Here is a 24,836-nt window from a genome sequence, read left to right as displayed (position 1 = left end):
GTTTGCCAATGAAAACGAATATGCGACTGGTTGAAGCGAGGCTTCGCGCCTATAAGCAAGAGCATGTCCTAAAGGTTCTCAAAAATTTGCCCGAGCCGGCTAAGCAGAAGCTAATCGCGCAAGTGGAGCAGATCGATTTCGAGCGGCTGTTCCAAGCGCTGGCCGAGCATAACGATTCCAATAAATCTAGCACAGCTAACGTAACGCCAATCCCGTTTGAGGACTGGGACAGTTACGATGAAGGGGAGCAGCGCGTGTTTACGAAGCGCGGATGGGAGCTTTTGCGTAACGGGAAAGTTGGCGCGATCGTCGTCGCTGGCGGCCAAGGCAGCAGGCTAGGCCATGACGGGCCAAAAGGAACGTTTGATATCGGGCTTCCATCCGGCAAGTCCTTATTCCAGCTTCAAGCGGAAAGGCTGCTAAACCTATCTAAGCGAGCAGGCCATTTGGTTCCTTGGTATATTATGACGAGCCCAGACAATCATGAAGCAACGGTATCTTTTTTTCAAAAGCATCATTTTTTCGGTTATCCGGCGGCGGACTGTTTTTTCTTCCAGCAAAAGACGATGCCTGCGCTTGATTTTGAAGGCAAGCTGCTAGTAACGGCCGATGGCGCCCTTGAACAACTGCCCAGCGGCCATGGCGAGTGCTTCGCTTCGTTAGAGCGGTCCGGCGCAATAGCCGATATGAAGCACAGAGGCTTAGAATGGCTGTTTTATTATAACGTGGATAACGCGCTTATTAAGGTGGCTGACCCCGCTTTTATCGGCGTTGCTTCCACGCATAACCATCCGATTGCAACAAAGGTGATCGAGAAGACAAATGCGGATGAGAAGATCGGAATCGTTTGCTTGAATAACGGTCGTCCGGCTGTATTGGAATATAACGAGATTCCAGATGAAATAAACGAAGCGAGAACGAAGGACGGACGGTTGTTTTACAACCTTGGGCATATTTCCATTCATTTATTTAAGTTTCGTTTTATTGAAAAGCATGCCGGAGCGGAGCTCCCGCTGCATGTCGCCTCCAAAAATAACGCGTATAAGCTGGAACGGTTTATTTTTGATTTTTTTACGTATGCGGATCAGTTGACCGTGCTTAAAGCAAAACGTGAAGATGAGTTTGCCCCGGTGAAAAATAAAGACGGAGCGGACAGCCCGCAAAGCGCGCGAGAGCTCGTGCTCGCACAGCATCAGCCCTGGCCGCAAGCCAAAAACATCTAGCTGCGCTTTCGCTTTATTGCGGCTTGCTCTCCTTCTTGGCAGGCTGGAGCCGATCAGCAATAAACAAACATAGAATAACAGGCAACAACGTAACGGCATTCACCAGTACAAATCCCCATGTTCCGGCTGCTATCAGCTGATACCAATGGTAGTCTGACAAAAAGGAAAAGACAATAAGCAGCCAAATGCCCGAAATGGCATATGTACATAGATAAGCTTTCAAGCAGGCACCTCCCTCCTGAATTAGGATCCCTCGCTTGCCACTCCATTATGCGATGCATAGATTGCCAATTGCTGCGCATAATGAAAGGATCGGTAAGGGAGGTTCGTTATGGAACGCCGTATCATGATTAGCAATTTTCAAATGATGGCTTTAATCGTCATTTCTACGATCGGAACCTCAAGTCTGTACGCTCCTGCAACTTTTGCCCATTATGCCGAACGAAACTCCTGGTACTTAGTCATCCTGGGAGGAATAATGGGAGTTATCAATCTCTTTGTACTATTGAAGCTCCATCAGATATATCCGAAAAAAAATATGATCACCATTTGCACGCATTTACTTGGTCCTTGGTTTGGAGGATTTCTTGCATTTTTATTTGTCTGTTATTTCATGGACTTAACTTCATGGGTATTGCGCGAGTTTTCTCAGTTTTTTATTATCGCGTTAAATCCTGTCATCCCGCAGGTCTGGTACTTGGCTGCTGGCGCAATTATGTGCGCATATGCGGTTTATCATGGCCTTGAAGTGTTTGCGCGTGTATCGGAAATTATATTTTTTGTAACGGTGACCACTTTTTTGGCGATCTATCTGATGCTGATCAATCAATATCACCCAGAATATTTGCTTCCCATACTCGAAAATGGACTAATTCAGCCGATGAAGGGGCTTATGCTAGCGACGTCTTGGTTTGGCGACTTGATGTTTATTTCTATGGTCTTTCAGCATGTGCGCCAGACAAAGCGCACGACAGCCTATGCAATGGGCGCTGTTGGCATAACCTTTTTGCTGCTTTTGCTGTCGGTGCTCTCCTGTACGCTGCTGTTTGGCGGTCAAACGACGGCAACCTTTACCTACCCAAGCATAGGTCTTATACAAAATATAAGACTATTTCGCAACATTGAACGCTTCGATGCGGCATTGGTAGTCGTATGGGTGATGAGCTCTTTTATCAAAATAACGGTGTACTTCTGGTCCGCGCTACGTGGCCTTTCAGATTTGCTGCGGCTTCGGCGGCCTCGGATGCTTATTATTCCGCTGGCTATTTGTTTTGTCATAATCTCTAAGTACAAGGTTTGGGGTCTTATCGAGCTATCCGCTTTTTATGACAGTCAGGCTTGGTATTTTGTCATGTTCCAATTGTTCATTCCCCTCGTGCTGCTATTCATCGCATGGATTAAAGAGAATACGACAAAAAGCAGGTGAACGCCATGGAGAACAACAAAACCAGGCTCTCGGACAATGTACCGGATAATAAACGATTGCTCGAGGAATGTTTGCAGTTCTCGGACGATCTCGTGATGGTTGATTCCGCAATCGGTTCAGATCAAACGGTAACGGTATGTTATCTTGCGGGAATGACGGATACGAGGAAGCTCGACCTTATGCTGGAACAATATAATGAAGACAAAAACATGCTGTCTGTTTTCCAAGCGGACGAGAAGATTGCGACGATCGAGGATGCTGCGGACTGCCTTGTGTCAGGCATGTCTGTGCTGTTTATTGGCACGGGCTCAGATGGACGCGCAGTCGCGATCGATACGCTGGGCGTACAGCTGCGCAGCGTAGACGAACCGGTTACCGAAGCTGTCGTGAAAGGCCCAAGAAGCGGTTTTACAGAATCGTTATCCAACAATCTTGCCTTGGTTCGCTATCATTTTGCTTCGCCTAAATTAAAGACTGAATATCGCAAGGTAGGCTATTTAAGCAAGACGAATATCATTATATTGTCAGTCGGCGGAATTACGAATCCGGCCCTCCTGAAAGAGGTCCATCAAAGAATCGGTGAAATACCGGCGGACGTGATACTTGAAGGCAACTATTTGGAGGAATGGATTACCGATAACCGCGGTACATTGTTTCCGTTAATTGAATCGACGGAGAGGCCCGACCGGGTCATTGGAGCGCTGCTTGACGGAAGGATAGCGGTCCTTGTGCAAGGGACACCCTTTGTGCTCCTGCTGCCATTCGTCTTTATGCAGGCGTTTCAAGTCAGCGAGGATTACGCGTGGAACTACTATATCGGCTCGGTCATGCGCTTAATCCGGCTCTTCAGCGGGCTGATAGGGATGCTTCTTCCGGCTTTTTATGTGGCAACGGTTACGTTCCACCATGAGCTGGTTCCGACCACCTTGCTTCAAAGCATCGCTTCTGCGAAGGAGCCGGTTCCCTTCCCGGCAGTAGTGGAAAGCTTCATGATGATGGTCGCTTTCGAAATTATGCGCGAAGCGGGCATTCGAATGCCGAAGCAGGTCGGACAAGCCGTCAGCATTGTGGGCGCGCTCATATTGGGACAAGCAGCCGTAGCGGCCGGGATCGTATCGCCAATCATGGTAATCGTCGCGGCTTTAACGGGAATCTGTACGTTTACGCTGCCTCCTACCGCGATTAACTATGTCATTCGGATGCTTCAGTTCGGCATGACGTTGCTAGCCTCGCTGCTTGGTTATGTCGGCGTTATGGTCGGCATCATTATGCTTATGACGTATCTCGCCTCTCTACGTTCCTTTGGCGTTCCTTACCTTGGACCAGCAGCCCCCATGCACTTTGATGAATTAACGGATGTTGTTTTGCGCCGTCCGATCCCAAGTGACAGCAAGCGGCCCAGCTTGTTCCGGTCCATCCATAAAAGGCGATTCTCGGGGAAGTCATGATGCGTATAAGAAAAGGGTTGGCTGCTGCAATGATCGCGGTTTGTTTCATGATTACGGGCTGCAAAGGAAGCATGGAGCTCAATGAGCTCCACATTGTGCACTCGGTTGCCATTGACGAGGGAGAAAATGGCGGCGTTAAAGTAACCGCTGAAATCGCGAAGCTGACGACTGGCGGACAGCAGCCAAAAGGGATGCAGGAGAGGACGTTTTTCCTAACCTCAGAGGGCAGAAGCTTGTTCGAGGCGGCGCGTCTCATGAGAGCGAAATCAGATCGAACGCTGCTTTGGGGGCATACGACCGCAATTATATTCAGTGCGGACCTAGCCAGGCGCGGACTCGATACGCAGCTAGAGGACATTCGGCGATTAAGGCAATTTCGGAACTCCACATTGGTGTATGCCAAAGAAGGCAAAGCGTATCAAGCATTAAAGGTATCGATGCCAAACGTATCCATTTCCTCCCAAGCTTTACGGGGGTTATCCGAGGGGGGGCTGACGACGGCATTGACGGAGCAAACGACTTTAATTGACGTGTATAAAGAATTAATCAACAAATACAAGGACATCAGCATCCCATCGATAGAGGTCGTAAGGGATCAAGTCGACAATAAGCTTCAACTGCTTCAAACGAAGGGGCTATTTGCTTTTAGGGGTAGCCGCCTCATCGGGTTCATGCGTTCGCAGGAAACAAAAGGCTACCTACGCGCCGCGGGCAAGATGACCGGTTCATCCGAAGCAGTAGCCTGTGGACCGAAGCAGATGCTTTCCTTCGAAAATATTAGCAACCGGGCTGTGGTCCATACGAATGTGGATCAGCAGCTCAAGCCGAATATAAGAATTGAAATTTATGCAGATTTAAATTTAACGAGCGTGCAATGCCGGGATACGAAGATCGATCCAGCAGCGGTAGCGCGCTGGGAGAAAGCGCTCAATGAAAATATCGCGAATGACATCAAAAAGTTTCTCCAGTTTTCCCAGAAGAATAAGGTCGATCTGCTTGGGATAGGCGAAAGAATACATCGGAAAAATCCGAAATATTGGCGTAAGATGAAGGATGATTGGCAGGAAATCTATCCCAAAGCTAAGTTTGAACTAGAAGTGCACACCAGAATCGATCATACGAATTTCACTGCTTAGCCGGGACCTGTTTGGGGCATTCCGGCTTTTTTTGTGCTTTATAAGCAATAATGATAGAGTGTGATCATTAATCTTATTGGAAATTTGAATTTAAATTCGATAATATGTATTATTATACATTTCTTTATAATGGCGATAGGTATCGGTTTTGTTCCTATTATATGAAGCAAGGAGACTATGCGGTGAGAATTTCGTTAGAGCTTGTTCCGAGAGATTCCGAAGGACTAAGAGCCGAGCTTCAATGCGTGAAGGCCGAATTTCCGTCCATCAATACGATCAATATTCCCGATCTGACGAGGTTTGAGCTTAGAAGCTGGGAAGCCTCAAGCTTGTCCAAGAGCTACTATGAGGATTGTATCCCCCATATACGATCGATGGATTTTGACGCAAGGGAACCTTTTTCATTAATCGAATATTTAGATGCACATCAACTATCAGAGGTGCTTATCGTTACGGGAGACGCGCCTAAAAATAGCAGCCAGCCGGTTTATCCGACCACCTGCATCGATTTGATTGCGAAGCTGAAGCGGGAGCATCCCCATCTGAAAATCTATTCCGCAATTGATCCTTATCGGAACAGCATCCGCAAAGAATATGAATATGTGCAGCAAAAGCTAAACGCTGGAGTCGACGGCTTCTTCACCCAGCCCTTCTTCGACCTTCGTTTTATGGAGCTGTATTCCGAAATGCTTGCGGGCTCGGACATTTTCTGGGGCGTTTCTCCCGTCGTAGCGGAGTCCTCCAAGCGGTATTGGGAAACTAGAAACCATGTCGTTTTTCCTAAGGATTTTGAGCCTACGCTGGAATGGAACGTGGAGTTTTCGAAAAAAGCTTTAGCCTATACGAAGCAAATGAACAGCCATATTTATTTTATGCCGATTAAAGTGGATTTGCGTGCTTATTTTGACGGCGTATTTGGTAAAGCGCTGACGAATAGCCTAAAATAGATTATGCGATGAAGCGGAAATGCATCAAGTAACGAACTTATTTGATCGATAACAAAGGTGGTAATTTGAAAGAATGGCTAAAGGCAAATATTATGTCGTCTGGGTAGGCAAAAAAACGGGAGTATTCGCCGCATGGCCGGAATGCCAAGCGCAGGTTAGCGGCGTGAAGGACGCGAAGTATAAATCCTTCGAGAGCAAGCCGCTCGCCGACGCAGCCTTTAAGGACGGCTGGCAGAAGCATTGGGGGCAAGGAGGCGGCTCGGCGTCCGCCAAGACGAGTACAAGCGTCAAGCAGCCGGTGCTGTTTGGCGATGAAACCTCTATCGATTATGACAGTATTTCCGTCGACGTTGGTACCAGAGGCAATCCCGGCCCTGTTGAATACAAAGGCGTGGATACGCAGACCGGTGAAATCTTGTTCTACGTCGGTCCAATCGCTAACGGAACGAATAACTTGGGTGAGTTTATTGCGATCGTCCACGCGCTTTCGTACTTGAAGGAGAAGGGCAGCGAAAGAACCGTATATAGCGATTCGCGGACGGCGCTCAGCTGGCTTCGCAATAAGAAGGTAGCCTCGACTTTAAAACGGGATGCTTCCACCGCAAAAATCTGGGAGCTGACGGATGAGGCGGTAAAGTGGCTGCAAACCCATTCTTATTCCAATAAGGTATTGAAATGGAATACCGAGGAATGGGGAGAAATTAAAGCCGATTTCGGACGGAAATAAGGTCAGTAAACCAGGTTGGATGGCAGCATCTACGACTTGCCATGCAAGAAGAGCCGATGAGGCGCTTTTGCAGTGAAATAGAGCTAGAAACTAGCTCTATTTCACTTAAACAAGCTGGAATTCCAGAAATAAGGATAGAAATTAGCCTTATTCTGCGCATTCCCCGCCAAACGAGCGGACGAGCGAGCAGCCGTCCATTCCGGACCAGGCTGCTAAGAAATCGTAATAATGAACACGGCGATGAAGTGCATATTTACGGAGTTGGCAAATAAGACGCACTAGGCAGCAGCCATTAGTTTCCCCTTAGCGACGAAGGGGAAACTTTTTTGTGTTTCTTGAATGTCCGGCTGAAATAGTAGATGTCGTTAAAGCCGGTAGCGGCAGCGACCTCGGACACCGTCAGCGAGCTGTGGCGAAGCAAATAATCGGCTTTGCCGAGGCGGGTCATCGTGATGTATTCGGTCACGGTATGGCCGCTAAGCTCCTTGAACAATCGGCTGAAATGGAAGCGGCTGAGGCTGGCCATATTCGCGAGCAAGTCGACGGACAGCTCGTCCTTAAAACGTTTCTCGATATGTTGGAAGACGGGTGCGAAGCGCTCGATGTTTTTCATCCGTTCCGCATACTCGTCTTGGGTGAGTACGGTAGCAACATGGCCGCGAAGCAGCAGCGTCAGCAGGCGGTACAGCTCCGATTTAATCGCCAGCTCATAGCCGAATTCGCGCTGCTCCAGCTCGTTGATGATCGCATGCATGCAGGAGGATACTTTGCTGTTGTCTGTGACATGATTTTGCAGCAGCAGCCGGTTTTGCGAGATCGGCGTTATGAACTTGGTTTCGGCTGCGTCTACCGACTGGCTATGCAGCAGCGATATATCTGCAATGAGCGCATAGTAGTACAAATTGGATGAGAGGCTGATGCCATAATGCAATTCGTTGCTGTTCACGACAATAAGATCGCCAGCGGAGGCGGTAATGGTCGTAGATCCACATTCGATCGAGGCTTCGCCGGTGACGATGTATAGAAATTCAAGATGCTCATGAAAGTGATGGGGGAAAATGACGACTCCCTGTTCATCGAAGGCGTTGCGGTGCAGTTTGATTGGAAAATGAGGGTCCGGCATGTCCATGGGCTCGCGCAGCGTCTCGAATTTTTCCACCTTCATTCACCTCCTAATCAGGATAGCACGATTGTACAAACAAACCGCACAGCTTTGCATGGCGTTAAGCGTTGAAACCATTATAATACGAAAGTGTAGACGTGCAAAACTTTACTAGGACAAAGGAGAGATTAGCAATGAAACCGGTACAAATCGCAGTTATTGGGAACGGCTCTATCTCATCATCTCATTTAGATTCATATAAGAACAATCCAAATGCAAACATTTATGCGGTTTGCGATTTGAACGAGGAACGCGCACAGGCTGCGGCGGAGAAATACGGCGCCGAGAAAATATATACGGATTATCGCGAGCTGCTCGCCGATCCCGTTATTGAAGCAGTAAGCATCTGTACATGGAACAATACGCATGCCGAGATCAGCATCGCTGCGCTTAATGCGGGCAAGCATGTGCTTGTCGAGAAGCCGCTTTGCCGCACCGTTGAGGATGCGCTTCTTGTGCAGGAAGCCGTAAACAAATCAGGCAAGCTGCTGCAAGTGGGCTTCGTTCGCCGCTATGATACGAATGCGCAGCTGCTGCGCGCAATGGCGGACAGAGGCGAATTCGGCGAAATTTATTTTGCTAAAGCATCAACGCTTAGACGTCTTGGCAACCCGGGCGGATGGTTCTCCGACATCGAGCGCTCCGGCGGCGGGCCGCTGATCGATATCGGCGTTCACGTAATTGATCTTTGCTGGTACATGATGGGACGCCCTAAGCCGGTTTCCGTTAGCGCGAACACTTACCACAAGCTGGGCAATCGCTCAAACGTGAAAAATTTAAGCTTTTATCAGGCTGCTGATTACGATGCAGCTAAAAATACAGTTGAAGATATGGCAAACGCGTTGATTCGTTTTGAGAACGGCGCTTCGCTGCTTGTCGATGTCAGCTTCACACTTCACGCGAAATCGAATGAAACGGCAGTGAAGCTCTACGGGGAAAAAGGCGGCTTTGAGATCGATCCGGAGACGGTTATCGTTACAGAGCAAAACGATACGATTTTGAACATCTATCCGCAAACAGACAACAAAGGCTTTGATTTTGTCGGCGCGTTCCAAAATGAAATCAATCACTTTATCGATTGCGTATCAAGCGGTAGCCAGCCGATCAGCCCAGTTGAAGACGGCGTGGAAATTATGAAAATTTTGGTCGGTATTTATGAATCGGCAGCAAAAGGAGCGGAAGTGCGTCTATGAAACTAGGGATTAGCACATACAGCTTATATCAAGCGCTAAGAACAGGCGAAATGACGATACAGGATGTTATCATCTTTATGGCATCCATCGGTGCAGAACATGCGGAAATCGTACCGCTCGGCTTTAACCTGACCGAAAACCCGGAGCTTATTGAAGCTATCAAGAAGCAAGCGCAGGAAAGCGGAATCGAGCTGTCCAATTATGCGGTAGGCGCAAACTTCTCCGGCCTGAACGATGAGCAGTTCGAGCAGGAGATCGCCCGCTTGAAGCAAGAGGTGGATATCGCGGCAGCGCTTGGCGTGAAGAAGATGCGCCATGACGTTGCATCCTCGAAGGATTTATCGATTTCCAACTTTTTGCTAGAGCTGCCAAAGCTGGCGAAGGCTTGCCAAATCATTGCAGACTATGCAGCGCCGCACGGCATTACGACAAGCGTAGAAAATCACGGCTACTATATTCAGCATAGCGACCGCGTGCAGGCGCTAGTTGATGTGGTTGACCGTCCGAACTTCAAGACGACGCTTGATGTAGGCAACTTCCTATGCGTAGACGAGAATCCTGCTGCTGCGGTTGCCAACAATATCGGCCTAGCTTCGATGGTTCATGTAAAAGATTTCTATTACCGCCCATCGACTGAAAATCCTGGCGAGGGCTGGTTTAAATCCGCGAGCGGCAACTGGCTTCGCGGCGCAATCGTCGGACATGGCGACATCGCGATGCCGCAAGTGCTTCGCGTCGTGAAGGAAAGCGGTTATGATGATTATATTTCCATCGAGTTCGAAGGGCTGGAAGATTGCCGCCTCGGAACGAGACTTGGCTTTGAATTCGTAAAGCGCGTATGGAACGAACTATAAACTAGGGGAGCGTGCCGGATATGACATTGCCTATCATTACGAACAAAATCGGCGTTATCGTGGATAGCTTTCAGGTTGGCGTAAAGGAAGGCTTGCTAAAGGCGAAGCAGGTCGGCGCCGACGGCGTACAAATGTATGCCGTGCATGGCGAGCTTGATCCTGCCGGACTTACGACAGCCGCAAGAAAAGAATGGAAGTCCTACATCGAGGGGCTTGGCCTTGATATCTCCGCTTTGGTTGGCGACTTGGGCGGCCACGGCTTCCAAGATCCGGAACAAAACCGCGCGAAGATCGATAAATCCAAGCGGATTATGGAGCTTGGCTTGGAGCTTGGAACGAACATTATTACGACGCATATCGGCATCGTGCCGAGTGACAAAAACAGCCGCGTATACGAGACGATGCATACAGCCTGCGAAGAGCTGGCTCGTTTTGCTAACGACGTGAATGCTTACTTTGCCATCGAGACAGGTCCTGAGACTTCTGCTCATCTGAAGTCCTTCCTAGACAGCCTCGGCACCAAAGGGGTGGCGGTTAACTTCGATCCAGCCAACATGGTTATGGTAACGGGCGATGATCCGGTTCAAGGCGTATATACGCTGAAGGATTATATCGTTCATACCCATGCGAAGGATGGCGTGAAGCTTGGCCATATCGACCCGCGCGACGTTTACGGCGATTATGGCTACGAGGTTACGCTTGACCATGAGAAAATCGCGATTATGGCCGAATCCGGCTCTGCATTCCGCGAGGTACCGCTTGGCGAAGGCGGCGTGGACTGGCCCGCATATTTGCGTGCGCTGCAGGAAATCGGCTATAACGGCTATTTGACAATCGAGCGCGAGGTTGGAACAAACCCAGAGGTTGATATTAGCAAAGCGGTTCAGTTTTTGAAAACATTCAAAGGGTAGATAGGGCGTCGGCAGAAATAACCGGAAAATCTCCCGCTAATAAAGGGGTTTCCGAGAAAATGCTTGCATTAGATGGATTACCTCCCGTTAATTTGATGAATTTATGCCGTTTGGGGCGAATTCGGGTAAATTAACGGGAGGTTTTCCTGTTAATCCACCTATAAGTCCTTCGCAGGGACAATTAGATGGATATTATCCCTTTAAGTCTGCTTCTGCTTATCTGAAAGAGACGTTGGCGGCCGATCAAAACGACCGATTGAATAGAAACTCACCAAAAGTTCTCTGGGCATATGTCTAGAGAGTTTTTTTGTTGCTGCTTAACTTGCCTCTAGCGGAAAGATAGCGGAGGAGGTTCGCAAGCTTGCGACGCAATCACAAATCTCGGCAACGCAAATCGCCGAATTGATTACGGCTATTTTGGAGCAAACGACGCAGCTCTCTACGGACATGGAGTCAAACACGAAGAAGGTGGAGTCCGGCCTTCAGCTCGTTAAGGACGCGGGAGGCGCGTTCCGCTCGATCGTAACGGGGCTGGAGCTCGTGAACGTCCAGCTGCAGGAAGTATCGGCAGCCTCGGAGGAGGTATCCGCCGAATCAGAGGAGGTCGCAGCGTCGGTTGAGGAGATGGAGCGAATTTCCCGCCAGGCCGCTCAGCATTTTGAAGGAATCGCGACAAATTCCGGCGCCCAGATCGTTTCAATGGATGAGGTGAGCACTTCGGCAGAGCTGATTCGGGCGATGTCCAACGAGCTGACCTCGCTGAACAAACGTTTTACCGTATAGCGGATTCATTATTCACAAATTTTATGATTTAATTCAGTGTAACGGTATAGGAATAAAGAGAACTTAAATCTATAATGGTTTTAAGCGGATTTCGACCGTAAAACGAGCATGTGCTGCCCTTCGAAAGGCGACAGCCGTTGGCGGTTAGTGGTATAATCATCAAAAAAGGTCTAGGGTCATTAGCGACTGCTTTGGCCCTGAAGGCAAATAACATTTAAGGAGTACTCGAAATGACTAAAACGCTTATTTTCGGGCACAAAAACCCGGATACCGACACGATTACATCAGCTATTGCTTATGCTGAGCTGAAAACAAAGCTAGGTGCTGACGTTGAGGCGATTCGCCTTGGAGACGTTAACGGCGAAACGCAATATGCGCTCGACTATTTCGGTATTGCAGCTCCCCGTCTTATCGAGAACGTTGCTGACGAGACGGATACGGTTATTTTGGTCGACCACAATGAGCGTCAACAAAGCGCGAACGATATCGATAGAGTACGTGTACTGGAAGTTATCGATCACCACCGTATCGCTAATTTCGAGACAAGCCACCCGCTATATTTCCGCGCTGAGCCTGTAGGCTGCACAGCGACGATTTTGAATAAATTGTACAAAGAGAACGGCGTTGAAATTCGCAAAGAAATTGCTGGCCTTATGTTGTCTGCAATCATTTCCGATTCCTTGCTGTTCAAATCGCCGACTTGCACCGAGCAAGACGTTGCAGCAGCTCGCGAGCTTGCTGAAATCGCTGGCGTTAACGCAGAAAGCTACGGTCTGGACATGCTTAAAGCAGGTGCTGACCTAAGCGACAAAACGATTGCACAGCTGATCTCCCTTGACGCGAAAGAGTTCGCAATGGGCAGCTACAAAGTAGAAATCGCGCAAGTAAACGCGGTTGACACAAACGATGTCATCTCCCGCCAAGCTGAGCTGGAAGCGGCATTGAATGACATCATCGCAACGAAAGGCCTTGACCTGTTCGTGCTTGTCGTTACGGATATTTTGAACAACGATTCCGTTGCGCTTGCACTCGGCGCTCAAGCTCATGCGGTTGAGAAAGCTTACAACGTAACATTGTCCGACAACAAAGCGGTACTCAAGGGCGTTGTTTCCCGCAAATCGCAAATCGTGCCTGTTCTTACAGAAACGCTAAGCAACCTGTAGGAAAAGGGGCGGCGGTTGCCGTTCAACCAAAAATAGCAGCCTGGGACTTGATTAACAAGTTTCAGGCTGCTTTTGTTTTGCTATAATAGATAGAGAAGGAGCGGATAACATGTTTACGATTACGGAATACAGCGCTGAATTGATGAAGGACCCGTTTGGCATTTTGACAGGAAAGAGATATGAATTCATCCTCGATCTTGACGTTGCCGACGATGATGAGCTTTACCACGAGGAAGGTGTAACGCTTCGTGTCATTTATGTTATTGAAGAGGAAGCAGCCCGCATTGCGAAATATGAGTTTTTGACGACATCCTCCAATAAGTACATCGATTTTGAGCTGGAAGAGGATGAAGAGAAGATGGTGCTGGCGTTCTGTCAGGAGCATTTTGAGAAGGCTGCGGAATAGAGCACCGTCTAGCAGCTGAATTATACATATCAGGAATGACTATTGTGCAAGCAGGGCTGCCCGTCAGCTCTGCTTAGCGCAAGGGCGCTGACATAACGGCCAAATCCATAGAAGGGGATGGACAACGATGGAAAGCGGAATAAAGAGGAAGCTGACGGAAAGTGAAATGACAGCGATTACATTGAATGCATTTGGGCAATCGCCAACCGTTATTAAGGAGCTTACGGACGGCTGGGCTAATGCTGCCTATCAAGTGACGCTGGCGAATGGGCAATCGGTTATTGTGAAGGCGGCACCGCTATCGGATACGAAGATGATGAGCTACGAGCAGGGGCTGATGAAGACGGAGGTAGAGGTGCTGCGACTAGTGAAGCTAGTCGGCGCATTGCCGGTGCCTGCTGTATACGCGCATGATAACTCCGAATCGATCGTGGACTGCGAATATTTTATTATGGAGATGCTGGAGGGCGAGCCTTACAATAAGGTGAAGGATCAGCTGACCGAAGAGCAGCGCAATCAGATCGATTATCAGCTTGGCGTTTATAACCGGCAATTAAATGAAATTCGCGGAGAGCGCTTTGGTCTTTATGCAGCAAGTGACGGTTCGGCGGACTCCACTTGGAGAGAGAGCTTTCATCAACTGCTGCTGGGCGTGCTGGCTGACGGAGAACGCGAGGGCGTACAGCTTCCGGCGGACTATGATTCCATCAGGAATGAGGTAGCGCTTCGGTTAGACGTCCTTGATGAGGTAACGGAGCCGAGGCTTGTTCACTGGGATTTATGGGACGGCAATGTATTCATAAAGGACGGAGCCGTTTCCGGCATTATCGATTTCGAGCGTGCGTTATGGGGCGATCCGCTGATGGAGCATTATTTTAGCCACTTTAATAAAACGGCATCTTTTCTTAAAGGTTACGGCATCAAATCTTTTACAACGGGAGAGCAGGGCCGCAGAGCACTCTACGATTTGTATTTGGATCTTATTTTTTGCATAGAGTGCCCGTATCGCCAGTACGAGGACCGCAATCACTTGCAATGGGCACAAAATAATATGGAGCAAGGCTGGCTTCGTTTTATCGCAAGCAGCAAGGATTAGCTCGAACCGGCATAGATGATTATGCAGAAAACAGGCAAAATCCAAATCAGCGGTACCATTGCGATGGTAATCGCTGTTTTCATTTTGTCCAGGCGATAGAGCACCCAGCTCACGATAATAGATAAAATAAGCGCTACCGGATAGAGCCAGTTGATGATGAACAGCAAGACAGGCCAAAATAATTTTTCGGAACCTGGCGAGTCGAAGATCATAACGGACATCAAGGCGACAAAAAACCAAATGAACGTAAACAGTCCGAACAATATTTGACTAATCAACAAAGTGAAAAACACTTTTTTATTTCTCAAGCCATCAATCCCCCCGATTTATATTAAATCAACACGCCTCATCCGCACAAGAGAAATTGTTACTTTCTACCTATCCTCCAGTCCCTTTGTTATTTGTCACCCCTTAACCGCATAAAATTCAAAAACAGCTATTTTTTGCGGGTGCATGCAGAAAGGAGCAGGTGATGAACAGGGCGAGTAAAGACATCGAGCTGGCTGAACAATTTGGAGCCCATAATTATCATCCCCTGCCGATAGTGATCAGCAGCGCAGAGGGCGTGTGGGTGCAGGATTCGGATGGCGTGCGTTACATGGATATGCTGAGCGCTTACTCGGCTTTGAACCAAGGGCATCGTCATCCTCGCATTATTGAAGCATTGAAGGAGCAGGCGGATAAGGTCACGATTACATCACGTGCCTTTCACAACGAAGCGCTGGGCGTATTTTGCGAGAAGCTTGCGGCTTATACAGGCAAAGATCGCATTCTTCCCATGAATACGGGGGCGGAGGCGGTCGAGACGGCAATAAAGGCAGTTCGGCGCTGGGCATACAGCGTCAAGCATATACCCGATGAGCAGGCGGAAATCATCGTTTTTGAAGGGAATTTTCACGGGCGGACGCTGACGGTTACGTCCTTCTCCTCGACGGAGAGTTACCGGCAGGGCTTTGGGCCGTTCACGCCAGGGTTTCGTGTAATACCCTATGGCGATCTGGCGGCGTTAAAAGCAGCGATCCAGCCGAATACCGCCGCGGTGCTGATCGAGCCGATTCAAGGCGAAGCGGGCATACGCATTCCGCCAAGGGGATTTCTTGCCGATGCGGCTAGGCTGTGCAAGGAGCAGCAGGTGCTGCTCGTCGCAGACGAGATTCAAACCGGCTTTGGCCGCACCGGGCGAAAGTTCGCTTGCGACTGGGACGATGTTGTGCCTGATGTCTATATTATGGGCAAGGCGCTTGGCGGCGGCGTCATGCCGGTATCGGCGATTGCGGCAAGCAGCAGCATTATGGATGTATTTGGTCCGGGCTCGCACGGTTCTACGTTTGGCGGCAACCCGCTCAGCTGCGCCGTTGCGATCGCTGCGCTTGACGTAACCGAGGATGAAATGCTGGCGGACCGCTCGCTTGTCCTCGGACAGTATTTCTTAATCAAGCTCGCGACATTGCAGCACCCGGATATAAAAGAAGTCAGGGGCCGCGGCCTATTTATTGCCATTGAGCTGAATACGCCTGCGAGAGCTTATTGCGAGAAGCTGATGGAGCTGGGGCTGCTATGCAAGGAAACGCATGACTATGTGATCCGGCTAGCGCCGCCGCTCATTATAACGGAGGACGAGATCGACTGGGCGTTTGAGAGGATTCAAGCTGTCTTCGCGAATAGCACTTTGGCAGGAGAGTGACGTCTATGAGCATTCAACAGGTGGCCATCGTTGCGGTTCCTTTCGGAAAAGGCGCGGGCACTCCGGGGGCAGAGCTTGGTCCGGCGCATATTTTGCATGCTGCAGGGCTGAGCGGCAAGCTGACGGAGCTCAATATTTCCTATCGCATGGCTGGAGAGGTCAGCGCCATGGCGCCGCTGCAGACGCTGAAATCAGCAAACGCAAAACATTTGGCGGAGGTACTTGCGGTGAGCAGCCAATTATCCGAGCGTGTAGCTGAAATTGTGGCGGATGGAGAGTTTCCGTTAGTGCTGGGCGGCGATCACAGCATTTCGATTGGGACGATTGCGGGTTTAGCTGAGCATTACGAGGATCTTGGCGTCATTTGGTTCGATGCGCATTCGGATCTGAACACGGAGGACACAAGTCCTTCGGGCAATATTCATGGGATGTCGCTTGGCATCAGCCTCGGGAGAGGCATTCCGCTGTTAACGGGTCTTAGAGGCATTTCACCTAAAATAAAGCCAGAGCATGTCGCGATTGTCGGAGCCAGATCGCTCGATTCCGGGGAGAAGGCGTATATCCGCTCCTTGGGCATCGCCTGTTATACGATGCATGACATCGATCGGCTTGGCATCGCGCGGGTGATGGAGAAGGTCATTCAGCAGCTGAGGAAGACGACCGACGGCGTCCATGTCAGCTTTGACATCGATAGCCTTGATCCGCTAGAGGCACCTGGCACGGGGACGCCTGTAAAGGGCGGCTTAAGCTACCGGGAAGCGCATCTTGCCCTTGAGCTTCTCTATCAGTCCAATCTCGTTACATCGGCGGAAGTCGTGGAAGTAAATCCATGTCTCGACCATCATGACCAGACGGCTAAGCTTGCCGTGGAATTGATAGGCTCGCTGCTGGGCGAGCAGATTTTGTGAGGACAACGAGCATTCAGCGTTGATTCGAATGGGCAGGAGGGATTAGGCTATGCGGGAGCCATTTCAGAACGAGCCATTTACCGATTTTTCGGTAACCGATCATATTCATGATTTTCAGGAAGCGCTGCGCAAGGTGGAGTCGGAGCTCGGCAAGGAATATACGCTGAAGATTGGTCCGGACCGCATCGAAACGATTCAAAAGCGCAAATCGATTAACCCTTCCGACGTGAAGCAGCTGGTTGGCATCGTATCGCAGGCGGACACGGGGCTTGCGCATAAAGCGATACTTGCCGCTGCGGCAGCCTTTGAGGATTGGAAGAAGGTAACGCCGCCTGCTAGGGCGAGGGTGCTGTATAAGGCTGCGGCGCTGCTGCGGCGGCGCAAGCATGAGTTCTCGGCGTGGCTCGTATACGAAGCAGGCAAAAGCTGGGCCGAGGCAGATGGAGATACGGCGGAGGCCATTGATTTCCTTGAGTATTATGGACGCGAAATGGAGCGGCTCTCGGAGCGCCAGCCGATTGTGGCGACAGCCGGCGAGGATAACGAGCTCGTCTACATTCCGCTCGGAGTTGGCATCATTATTCCGCCGTGGAATTTCCCGCTTGCGATATTGGCGGGCATGACGATGGCGGCGGTCGTTGCCGGCAATACGGTCGTGCTTAAGCCAGCGAGCGCGACGGCGGTCATCGCCGCCAAATTCGTTGAGCTGCTGGAGGATGCCGGGTTGCCCGATGGCGTCGTCAATTTCTTGCCAGGCGCCGGCAGCGAGGTGGGCGATTTTCTGGTAGAGCATCCGTTAACCCGCTTTATTTGTTTTACAGGCTCGCGAGAGGTTGGTTTGCGCATTAATGAGAAGGCCTCGTTCAGCCAGCAGGACCAGAAGTGGATTAAGCGCGTGGTCGCCGAGATGGGCGGCAAGGATACGATCATCGTTGACGAGGATGCGGATCTTGATCTGGCAGCCGATGCGATTACAGCATCCGCTTTCGGCTATGCCGGCCAAAAATGCTCCGCTTGCTCGCGTGCGGTCGTGCATGAGCTTGTCTATGACGAGGTAATCGAGAAGGTGGTCGAGCGGACGAAGAAGCTGAAGCTCGGGAAGGCAGACGAGCAAATCACCTACGTCGGTCCGGTTATCGATGAGCGGGCATACCTTAGCATTTTAAAATATATCGAGGTTGGGCGCAGCGAAGGCATCATTGTGCAAGGAGGGAGAATTGGAGACAGCAGCGGTTATTTCATTGAGCCTACGATCATCAAGGATGTCGCTCCGTATGCACGGATCGCGCAGGAGGAAATATTCGGCCCCGTGCTTGCGTTTATTAAGGCAGCCAACTTCGACGCGGCGCTTGATATCGCTAATAATACCGAATACGGATTGACGGGAGCAGTCATCTCGCGCAACCGCAGCAGATTGGAGCAAGCCCGCGAGCAGTTCCACGTAGGCAACCTTTATTTTAACCGCAAGTGCACAGGTGCCTTGGTCGGCGTTCACCCGTTCGGCGGCTTTAATATGTCCGGTACGGATTCGAAAGCCGGCGGGCGTGATTATTTGCTGCTCTTTACGCAGGCTAAGCTAGTATCGGAAAGGTTCTAAACGTTATTTGCGAGCGGATTGGATGAGCAAAGCGCCAATCCGTTCAATTCCTCTTTCTATATCTTCCTCGCTTACATTAGTCGCATTTAGCTTCAATATATTTTCCCTCTGGAAATTGCTCAAATAATCTCTATCCAATGAGAATAGATGAATCGATTCCTTCTTTAATTTTGCAATAATCTGCGGGACGGACAGCGTTTTATCCAGCAAAATATGCGTATGAATGGACGGATGTTTCGGGCGCTCATAGGCAAATGCCCCACCGCTGCGAGCGGCTTCCTTCACCAGCGCAGCATCAAGGAGCTTGGCCTTAGCCGTATAGCTGCTGCGGATTTTGGCGCGGTGACGGTCGAACATGCCGCTGCGCAAATAGATTTCGAGAGCGGCTTGCGACAGCATGGAGCTGTCGATGTCGTCCTGTTTTTTATACAGCCGAAACGATCCAGTGAGCAGATCAGGGATGACGGCAATGCCGATGCGCAGGCCGGGAAATATGATTTTGGAGTAGCTCTTCAAATAGATGACATGCGAGGAATCGTCATGGGCGTAGATCGGATCGGCCTTGCTGTCCTGCTCGAAATCGGCGAGGAAATCATCCTCCACGATGTATACGTCGTATTTGGCGGCAAGCCTCGCGAGCCGCTTCTTTTCTTTGTTCGTGTAAGAGCAGCCAAGCGGATTGTGAAAACGCGGCATCGTATAAAAAAACTTAATGTCCTCCGTACGAAAGATTTCCTCCAGCCTGCCAAAATCTATACCCGAGAACCGGCGTTCTATCCCGATAACCGGAATGCGGCGCGTCTCCAAATATTCGATAAACAGATGATAGCCCGGCTGCTCGATCAGCACCTTCTGCTTGCCGCTTGGGAAGGGGATTGCGGCAAGCAACGAAAGGGCTTGTTGAACCCCGGACACCACAAATATACTCCGCTCCTCGGCGAACACTTGATAGCTCGTTAATTGTTTGCGGACGACATCGATAAGCGAAGTCATCCCTTTGGCAGTGCCATATACGAATAAGTCCTTCTGGTAAGTGTCGATCGCTTTATTGATGCAGTGCTGAAAATCCAAATAGGGGAATACATTCGGATCAGGTGCGGAATCGGCAAAGTTTAAAATTGCCGACGCTTCGCCTTGGACGGAATCCGTCCCTTTTACAACGTAATAGCCGCTCTTTGGCATCGCATAAATAAGATGGCGCTTCTCGAGCTCATCGAGCGCCTTAATGATCGTGCTCTTGCTGCAGCCGCACTGCTCCGCCAATGAACGGATCGAAGGGAGCTTCTGCCCATCCTTATAAGGCTGCTTTAAAATCAGTTCTTCTAGCTCGTTCATAAGCTTTAAATAGATATACATCGGACAGGCTCCTCGCGAATCTGTATCGGTACAGATAGCCGTTTTCCTTATTGTAGCATGCACGGCGGGGAGATACGATATACGTAACATAAACATTCATTAGGAGGTGCGTCATGCCAGCAGCACAATTAGACGCCAAAACGAAGCGCTTCGCCTATTCGGCGATCGTTATTTATTCGGCCATAGTAGGGCTCTCTTTTCTATTTGGAAAATTAGCCTTAACGGTTGCAACTCCGCTCGATAGTCTCGCTCACCGCTTTACCGTTTCCCTTAGCGCGGCAACTATTCCTTTCCTATTCGGGTGGGTGAAGCTCCAAATCAAACCGCGGGATGTACTGGCTGTTCTTCCGCTTGCGGTCTTATACCCCTCGATGTTTTTTGCTTTTCAAGCCTTTGGCTTAAAATTCACATCCTCCGCGGAGGCTGGCATTATCCATGCTACTGTGCCGATCTTCACGATGATTGCGGCAGCGTATTTCTTGAAGGAGCGGACAACGAGGCTGCAGCAGCTTTCGACGCTTCTCTCTGTGGCAGGCGTCATCTTCATTTTTGTCATGAAAGGTACGTCGATTAATCTGGCAAATATGAAAGGGACGCTGCTTATTCTTTTGTCAGCCCTCGCATTAGCCGGCTATAGCGTGTTAGCAAGGAAGCTTACTTCTCGGATGAAGGTAATGGCCATGACCTATGTGATGACGGCAATCGGCTTCCTTGTTTTCAACCTGATGGCGGTCGGCAAACATGTGGCAGAAGGGACGTTATCGCTTTATTTTGAACCGTTTGCAAGCCCTGTGTTCCTATTGTCGGTTTTATATTTGGGCGTGCTCTCCTCGCTCATTTCCAGCTTGCTCAGCAACTATGCTTTATCGAAGCTGGAGGCGTCCAAGGTTAGCGTGTTCAATCATCTTGCGACATTGGTTTCGATTATTGGAGGTTTCGTTTTCTTAAACGAGCAGCTTGCGTATTACCACATTATCGGGGCAGCTGTCATCATCGCGGGCGTGCTAGGCGCGAATGCGGGGACATGGGGAAGGAGGAAGGCGGTGCTTCCTCCCATAGTATCTGATCAAGCGATGAATAAGAACGGATAACGATAGCCTATCTGAAAATAACGCTAAACCACCGGCGCGCAGGCTTCATAGCCAGCGCAGCTGGTAATAGATGGCGCACCGCCTTTTCTCGTATTGTATATGCTTGTTGGTAGATTGCTGTTTCAAGCGCGGCAATGCTGGGAGAGCGCCGTTTGTGGCGAGTCGTATTATGTTGAGAGAGTGTCATGCGAGTGAGCAGAAGCAGTCTGTGATGTGATGGGAGTGTGCGGGGCGAGCAAAGTTTGTGGTGGGAGAGTATCGTGCCAAATAGAGTTAGCATTCCGGTTATCAAAAATCGGCTGCGTTTATCGTATTGCCCGGACTGTACATGGGGATGCTCCTGCTCCATCGTAGGAACATTTTTGTCTATATGCTGGCGTTTCCCCACAGTTTGTTTGAAGACAGGCGCATCAAACCAATTGTGGGGAACACCGCACTACAGTCAAGCTGCGTGTTATTTAAGAAGACTTCGCATGATGGATCGCGGACTCTATATAGGCTCTTAGAATCTTTATAAACGTGCGCATGGCATGTCCGATATATCGGTCGCTGCGATAGATGAGACAAATGTCTTGAGAAGGCGTAGGATTTTTTAGAGGCAGCACCTTGATGTCGGGATAAGGAAGATTATCGAGCAGCAGCCGCGGCAGAACACAGGCGCCAGCTCCGCTTTGCACCATCTGGAGGAGGGATGATAAGGTTGTCGTCACCATATGCGGACGCAGCGTAAAACCTTTATCCATGCAGAAGCGGTCGATCAGCTTGCGGCACTGATGGTCGGATGGGAACATGACGAGCTTCAAGGTGTCCAGTCTGCTCAAGGAGATGAAGCTCTCCGCGGCAAGGGGATCATTGATGCTGACCGCCAATGAGAACTCTTCATGAAACAAAGGAATGGACGTGAGACGATCATCGATAACAGGCCCGGTCGTTACGCCAACATCGATGCTCCTATCCAGAACTTGTTCGGTTACTTTGGTGGTTTCCAAAAGAGACAGCGAAATGGTGGGATAGGTTTGATGAAAGTTTAGCAGCAAGGCATTAAACATCAGATCCGCGTCACCGGGCAAGACACCGATCGATAACGATCCGCCTTGCATTTTTTTTAAATCCGCAATCGCATCGCTCGCTTGCTGCAGATGCCCGAACACGGCAGCGCCATGCTCATGAAGAATCGCTCCGGCTTCTGTGAGGACGATTGTTTTACCTACACGATCGAACAGCAAAACCTTTAATTCTTCCTCCAATTTCCTTATCTGCTGGCTGACGTTGGGCGCGCTGACGCCCATCTTCTCGGCTGCTCTCGTGAAGTGAAGCTCCTCACAAATCGCCATAAAATACTGCAGCTGCCTTAACTCCATAACGCACACCTGCTTTCAATAGCATCGCTGAGTGCCTTGCATCATTATTGTCACTTCATCCTCTTTTTCTGTCAATGAATAATCGTTAACTTACACTTAACGTTCCGGTAATGTGCACTGCATTGATGAAAATTTCCAGGAGATCTACACTTGGAACATATCAAGCGCGTCACATTACAAAGGAGGAAATCAACATGTCAGAAATGATGATCAAAACGGCTCAAACGGTTCGTCAATTGGTGCTTCAGCAGGTGCAGGCGATCCCTGAGGAACTGTTCGACATTCAGCCTGATGCCTATAACAACACGGTTCGCTGGAACGTTGGACACATGATTTATTGGATGGATGTCTACATGTCGCTTGGCTTCTCGCGACAATCGGCCATTCCCGCAGCTTACGCATCGTTTTTCAAATCCGGCACGGCGCCAGCGGACTGGACGGACACCCCTCCTTCGAAGGAAGAGCTAATCCAGCAGCTGTCCGATCAGCTTAGCTTTATATCTGAGTTGGCTCCAGACAGCTTGAAGGCAACTCTCACACCGCCGATTCAATTGGGACCGCTCACCTTCAACCGGGCGGGGGAGCTGTTGAACTTTGGATTAGTCCATGAAGGGATGCATCTTGCAACCTGTGGCTGCTTGCTTAAGGTCATCCAAAACAAGCAATAAAGCTTGCGTCGAAAAAAATCGCCATCCCCACCGCTCTAATAGAGGAAAGTTTGGCTATATCTATTTATTACGATGACACGCTTCCTGAAATTGGATATTATGGAGAGAAGAAAATGCTGGAAGCAGGGCGTGTGGGGGATGGTTCTAATGAAGGTAAATATGGAAGAGTGGATTATAGAGGCGGATATAGCGAGCATGCAAGCGGCAATGGAAGCAGGCTGGTTAAGCTCGGAAGAGCTTGTGAAGGTTTATCTGGGGCGTATTAAACGACATGATGGGGTGCTTCGCTCCATTTTGGAAGTCAACCCGGACGCGATTGAAATCGCAAGGGATTTGGACCAGGAACGAGTCGAGCGCGGGAGCAGGGGCAACCTGCATGGCATTCCGATTATTTTGAAGGACAATATAGATACCCATGACAACATGCACACGAGCGCAGGCTCAGTTGCTTTAGCGAATTCCTACGCCGCAGCGGATTCCTTCGTTGCATCGCAGCTGCGCGCCGCCGGAGCTGTTTTTCTCGGAAAAGCGAATATGACGGAGTGGGCCAATTTTATGTCCGGCTCGATGTGGGCGGGCTATAGCTCAAGAGGAGGGCTTGTGCTTAATCCATATGGGCCGGGAGAGCTGTTTATTGGCGGCTCCAGCTCGGGATCAGGCGCTGCGGCTGCCGCGAATTTAGCAGCGGCTGCGATTGGAACGGAAACCTCCGGCTCCATCATTAGCCCTGCAAGCCAAACGAATCTGGTGGGAATCAAGCCGACGATAGGACTCGTAAGCCGAACCGGCATTATTCCGATTACGAGCAGTCAAGATACGGCAGGACCGATGGCAAGAACGGTGACGGATGCTGCCATCGTGCTTGGGGCGCTAACGGGTGCGGATGAGTTGGATGAAGTAACGGTAGCGGGGGCGAAGCATGCTTACAAGGATTATACGCCTTTTTTGAATACGGATTATTTGAAGCAGGCAAGGATCGGAATTCCGCGTTTTTACTATAAGGATTTAGACGAGGCTAGGCTCGCCGTTATCGAAGAGGCCATCGGGGTCTTGAAGCAGGCAGGCGCCACCATTATTGACCCCGTTGAACTGCCGTGCGAGAAGGTCGAATGGGATTGGCATGTGCTGCGTTATGAATTCAAAAAATACATCAACGATTATCTAGGGAAGCTGGATGAATCGGTTCCCGTACATTCCTTGCAGGAGCTTATTGCCTATAATGCAGAGCATGCCGATATTGCTTTAAAATATGGTCAAGATACGCTCATATCGGCAGAGGAAACGAGCGGGACGCTGACCGAGCAGGAATATGTGGATAGTCTCATTAGAAATAGAGAGCTTGCGGGCAAAGGCGGGATCGATCACGCTTTGGAGGAGCATCAATTAGATGCGCTGCTGTTCCTTGGCAATGACGATGGCGATGATCTTGCCGCCAGGGCAGGTTATCCCGTCATTACGGTGCCAGGCGGATTTGCGGAAACCGGTATTATCGCAGAAGGCGGCTATACGACTAAAGGTCCGCAGGGCATATCCTTTATCGGCACAGCCTTCAGCGAGCCGACACTCATTAAGCTGGCTTACGGCTTCGAGCAAGCGACCAAGCATCGTTTTCCTCCAACAGACTTCAGTTGAAAAATAAAAGGCGCAAGCAGCAGGCATTATAGCCTTGTCGCTTGCGCCTATTCTCTTATAAAAA

At 49.9% G+C, this 24,836-nt stretch carries 24 protein-coding genes; 19 read left to right on the top strand and 5 right to left on the bottom strand.

Going from position 1 to position 24,836, the window contains the following annotated elements:
• Positions 1-8: 8 nt before the first annotated feature.
• On the top strand, positions 9-1,223 hold the full coding sequence (locus tag A7975_RS16485) for a UTP--glucose-1-phosphate uridylyltransferase (RefSeq protein WP_065385790.1): 1,215 nt from the start codon (positions 9-11) through the stop codon (positions 1,221-1,223).
• 13 nt (positions 1,224-1,236) lie between these two features.
• Here the strand turns inward: A7975_RS16485 and A7975_RS16480 are convergent, their stop codons facing one another.
• Positions 1,237-1,446, bottom strand: coding sequence for a hypothetical protein (locus A7975_RS16480; protein WP_053372524.1), 210 nt, complete (start codon positions 1,444-1,446; stop codon positions 1,237-1,239).
• Positions 1,447-1,554: 108 nt separating this feature from the next.
• On the opposite strand from A7975_RS16480, the gene A7975_RS16475 reads away from it, so the two are divergent.
• From A7975_RS16475 to rnhA, 5 genes are all read left to right on the top strand, one after another.
• Positions 1,555-2,649, top strand: coding sequence for a GerAB/ArcD/ProY family transporter (locus A7975_RS16475; RefSeq protein WP_053372523.1), 1,095 nt, complete (start codon positions 1,555-1,557; stop codon positions 2,647-2,649).
• A gap of 5 nt (positions 2,650-2,654) precedes the next feature.
• The gene (locus A7975_RS16470; RefSeq protein WP_065385789.1) at positions 2,655-4,097 is read left to right on the top strand and encodes a spore germination protein; all 1,443 of its coding nucleotides are present in this window, start codon (positions 2,655-2,657) and stop codon (positions 4,095-4,097) included.
• Positions 4,094-5,233 carry a Ger(x)C family spore germination protein gene (locus tag A7975_RS16465; protein ID WP_082198220.1) on the top strand — a complete coding sequence of 380 codons (1,140 nt, stop codon included), beginning with the start codon at positions 4,094-4,096 and terminating at the stop codon, positions 5,231-5,233. Before A7975_RS16470 ends, A7975_RS16465 begins: the two co-directional genes overlap by 4 nt.
• Before the next feature lie 182 nt (positions 5,234-5,415).
• Positions 5,416-6,180, top strand: coding sequence for a methylenetetrahydrofolate reductase (locus tag A7975_RS16460; protein ID WP_218061016.1), 765 nt, complete (start codon positions 5,416-5,418; stop codon positions 6,178-6,180).
• A gap of 73 nt (positions 6,181-6,253) precedes the next feature.
• A complete protein-coding gene (gene rnhA / locus A7975_RS16455) occupies positions 6,254-6,907 on the top strand; it encodes a ribonuclease H (protein WP_053372519.1) in 654 nt (217 codons plus the stop codon).
• Between the two features lie 292 nt (positions 6,908-7,199).
• On the opposite strand, the gene A7975_RS16450 is transcribed toward rnhA, so the two are convergent.
• Positions 7,200-8,066, bottom strand: a complete 867-nt coding sequence (locus A7975_RS16450; protein ID WP_442950602.1) for a helix-turn-helix domain-containing protein — start codon at positions 8,064-8,066, stop codon at positions 7,200-7,202.
• Between the two features lie 137 nt (positions 8,067-8,203).
• On the opposite strand from A7975_RS16450, the gene A7975_RS16445 reads away from it, so the two are divergent.
• The 7 genes from A7975_RS16445 to A7975_RS16415 all read left to right on the top strand — a co-directional run bounded on the left by A7975_RS16445 (position 8,204) and on the right by A7975_RS16415 (position 14,475).
• On the top strand, positions 8,204-9,262 hold the full coding sequence (locus A7975_RS16445; protein ID WP_053372517.1) for a Gfo/Idh/MocA family protein: 1,059 nt from the start codon (positions 8,204-8,206) through the stop codon (positions 9,260-9,262).
• Complete coding sequence (locus A7975_RS16440) at positions 9,259-10,116, top strand: sugar phosphate isomerase/epimerase family protein (RefSeq protein WP_053372516.1); 858 nt, start codon at positions 9,259-9,261, stop codon at positions 10,114-10,116. The genes A7975_RS16445 and A7975_RS16440 overlap by 4 nt, the downstream gene beginning before the upstream one ends.
• Positions 10,117-10,136: 20 nt before the next feature.
• Positions 10,137-11,027, top strand: coding sequence for a sugar phosphate isomerase/epimerase family protein (locus A7975_RS16435; RefSeq protein WP_065385786.1), 891 nt, complete (start codon positions 10,137-10,139; stop codon positions 11,025-11,027).
• Between the two features lie 339 nt (positions 11,028-11,366).
• Positions 11,367-11,810 (top strand): methyl-accepting chemotaxis protein, encoded by a 444-nt coding sequence (locus A7975_RS16430; protein ID WP_082198219.1) that lies wholly within the window; start codon positions 11,367-11,369, stop codon positions 11,808-11,810.
• A gap of 230 nt (positions 11,811-12,040) precedes the next feature.
• Complete coding sequence (locus A7975_RS16425) at positions 12,041-12,973, top strand: manganese-dependent inorganic pyrophosphatase (protein WP_053372512.1); 933 nt, start codon at positions 12,041-12,043, stop codon at positions 12,971-12,973.
• Positions 12,974-13,082: 109 nt separating this feature from the next.
• Positions 13,083-13,379, top strand: coding sequence for a DUF6509 family protein (locus tag A7975_RS16420; protein WP_053372511.1), 297 nt, complete (start codon positions 13,083-13,085; stop codon positions 13,377-13,379).
• Between the two features lie 127 nt (positions 13,380-13,506).
• Positions 13,507-14,475 carry a phosphotransferase family protein gene (locus tag A7975_RS16415; RefSeq protein ID WP_065385785.1) on the top strand — a complete coding sequence of 323 codons (969 nt, stop codon included), beginning with the start codon at positions 13,507-13,509 and terminating at the stop codon, positions 14,473-14,475.
• Here the strand turns inward: A7975_RS16415 and A7975_RS16410 are convergent.
• Positions 14,472-14,783, bottom strand: coding sequence for a hypothetical protein (locus A7975_RS16410; RefSeq protein ID WP_065385784.1), 312 nt, complete (start codon positions 14,781-14,783; stop codon positions 14,472-14,474). The genes A7975_RS16415 and A7975_RS16410 overlap by 4 nt on opposite strands.
• Before the next feature lie 164 nt (positions 14,784-14,947).
• Between A7975_RS16410 and A7975_RS16405 the strand changes: the two genes are divergently transcribed.
• The 3 genes from A7975_RS16405 to pruA are packed head-to-tail and all read left to right on the top strand — an operon-like array spanning position 14,948 to position 18,664.
• Positions 14,948-16,159, top strand: a complete 1,212-nt coding sequence (locus A7975_RS16405; protein ID WP_053372508.1) for an ornithine--oxo-acid transaminase — start codon at positions 14,948-14,950, stop codon at positions 16,157-16,159.
• 5 nt (positions 16,160-16,164) lie between these two features.
• Entirely contained in the window at positions 16,165-17,067 is a 903-nt protein-coding gene (gene rocF / locus A7975_RS16400; protein ID WP_065385783.1) for an arginase, read from the top strand.
• Between the two features lie 49 nt (positions 17,068-17,116).
• Complete coding sequence (gene pruA, locus A7975_RS16395; protein ID WP_053372506.1) at positions 17,117-18,664, top strand: L-glutamate gamma-semialdehyde dehydrogenase; 1,548 nt, start codon at positions 17,117-17,119, stop codon at positions 18,662-18,664.
• Between the two features lie 3 nt (positions 18,665-18,667).
• On the opposite strand, the gene A7975_RS16390 is transcribed toward pruA, so the two are convergent.
• Positions 18,668-20,020, bottom strand: a complete 1,353-nt coding sequence (locus tag A7975_RS16390) for an aminotransferase-like domain-containing protein (RefSeq protein ID WP_065385782.1) — start codon at positions 20,018-20,020, stop codon at positions 18,668-18,670.
• A gap of 113 nt (positions 20,021-20,133) precedes the next feature.
• On the opposite strand from A7975_RS16390, the gene A7975_RS16385 reads away from it, so the two are divergent.
• Entirely contained in the window at positions 20,134-21,111 is a 978-nt protein-coding gene (locus A7975_RS16385) for a DMT family transporter (protein WP_065385781.1), read from the top strand.
• A 458-nt stretch (positions 21,112-21,569) separates the two neighbouring features.
• Here A7975_RS16385 and A7975_RS16380 read toward each other — a convergent pair whose 3' ends face one another.
• The gene (locus A7975_RS16380) at positions 21,570-22,472 is read right to left on the bottom strand and encodes a LysR family transcriptional regulator (protein ID WP_065385780.1); all 903 of its coding nucleotides are present in this window, start codon (positions 22,470-22,472) and stop codon (positions 21,570-21,572) included.
• A gap of 194 nt (positions 22,473-22,666) precedes the next feature.
• On the opposite strand from A7975_RS16380, the gene A7975_RS16375 reads away from it, so the two are divergent.
• Both A7975_RS16375 and A7975_RS16370 read left to right on the top strand, forming a co-directional pair.
• On the top strand, positions 22,667-23,140 hold the full coding sequence (locus tag A7975_RS16375) for a DinB family protein (protein ID WP_065385779.1): 474 nt from the start codon (positions 22,667-22,669) through the stop codon (positions 23,138-23,140).
• Positions 23,141-23,287: 147 nt separating this feature from the next.
• Positions 23,288-24,772, top strand: coding sequence for an amidase family protein (locus A7975_RS16370; protein WP_065385778.1), 1,485 nt, complete (start codon positions 23,288-23,290; stop codon positions 24,770-24,772).
• The last annotated feature ends 64 nt before the right edge of the window (positions 24,773-24,836 follow it).

Origin of the sequence: Bacillus sp. FJAT-26390 (assembly GCF_001682865.1) — a bacterium.
Classification (GTDB): Bacteria; Bacillota; Bacilli; order Paenibacillales; family Paenibacillaceae; genus Pristimantibacillus.
Note: the sequence above shows the minus strand (reverse complement) of the source record. Positions and strands in the feature narration are given on the sequence as shown.

Coding starts and splice junctions, on each gene's coding strand:
- A7975_RS16485 (WP_065385790.1), top strand. CDS start 9: ATGAAAACGAATATGCGACTGGTTGAAGCGAGGCTTCGCGCCTATAAG.
- A7975_RS16415 (WP_065385785.1), top strand. CDS start 13,507: ATGGAAAGCGGAATAAAGAGGAAGCTGACGGAAAGTGAAATGACAGCG.
- A7975_RS16445 (WP_053372517.1), top strand. CDS start 8,204: ATGAAACCGGTACAAATCGCAGTTATTGGGAACGGCTCTATCTCATCA.
- A7975_RS16425 (WP_053372512.1), top strand. CDS start 12,041: ATGACTAAAACGCTTATTTTCGGGCACAAAAACCCGGATACCGACACG.
- A7975_RS16475 (WP_053372523.1), top strand. CDS start 1,555: ATGGAACGCCGTATCATGATTAGCAATTTTCAAATGATGGCTTTAATC.
- rocF (WP_065385783.1), top strand. CDS start 16,165: ATGAGCATTCAACAGGTGGCCATCGTTGCGGTTCCTTTCGGAAAAGGC.
- A7975_RS16440 (WP_053372516.1), top strand. CDS start 9,259: ATGAAACTAGGGATTAGCACATACAGCTTATATCAAGCGCTAAGAACA.
- A7975_RS16390 (WP_065385782.1), bottom strand. CDS start 20,020: ATGTATATCTATTTAAAGCTTATGAACGAGCTAGAAGAACTGATTTTA.
- A7975_RS16380 (WP_065385780.1), bottom strand. CDS start 22,472: ATGGAGTTAAGGCAGCTGCAGTATTTTATGGCGATTTGTGAGGAGCTT.
- A7975_RS16405 (WP_053372508.1), top strand. CDS start 14,948: ATGAACAGGGCGAGTAAAGACATCGAGCTGGCTGAACAATTTGGAGCC.
- A7975_RS16420 (WP_053372511.1), top strand. CDS start 13,083: ATGTTTACGATTACGGAATACAGCGCTGAATTGATGAAGGACCCGTTT.
- A7975_RS16385 (WP_065385781.1), top strand. CDS start 20,134: ATGCCAGCAGCACAATTAGACGCCAAAACGAAGCGCTTCGCCTATTCG.
- A7975_RS16370 (WP_065385778.1), top strand. CDS start 23,288: ATGAAGGTAAATATGGAAGAGTGGATTATAGAGGCGGATATAGCGAGC.
- rnhA (WP_053372519.1), top strand. CDS start 6,254: ATGGCTAAAGGCAAATATTATGTCGTCTGGGTAGGCAAAAAAACGGGA.
- A7975_RS16375 (WP_065385779.1), top strand. CDS start 22,667: ATGTCAGAAATGATGATCAAAACGGCTCAAACGGTTCGTCAATTGGTG.
- pruA (WP_053372506.1), top strand. CDS start 17,117: ATGCGGGAGCCATTTCAGAACGAGCCATTTACCGATTTTTCGGTAACC.
- A7975_RS16465 (WP_082198220.1), top strand. CDS start 4,094: ATGATGCGTATAAGAAAAGGGTTGGCTGCTGCAATGATCGCGGTTTGT.
- A7975_RS16435 (WP_065385786.1), top strand. CDS start 10,137: ATGACATTGCCTATCATTACGAACAAAATCGGCGTTATCGTGGATAGC.
- A7975_RS16470 (WP_065385789.1), top strand. CDS start 2,655: ATGGAGAACAACAAAACCAGGCTCTCGGACAATGTACCGGATAATAAA.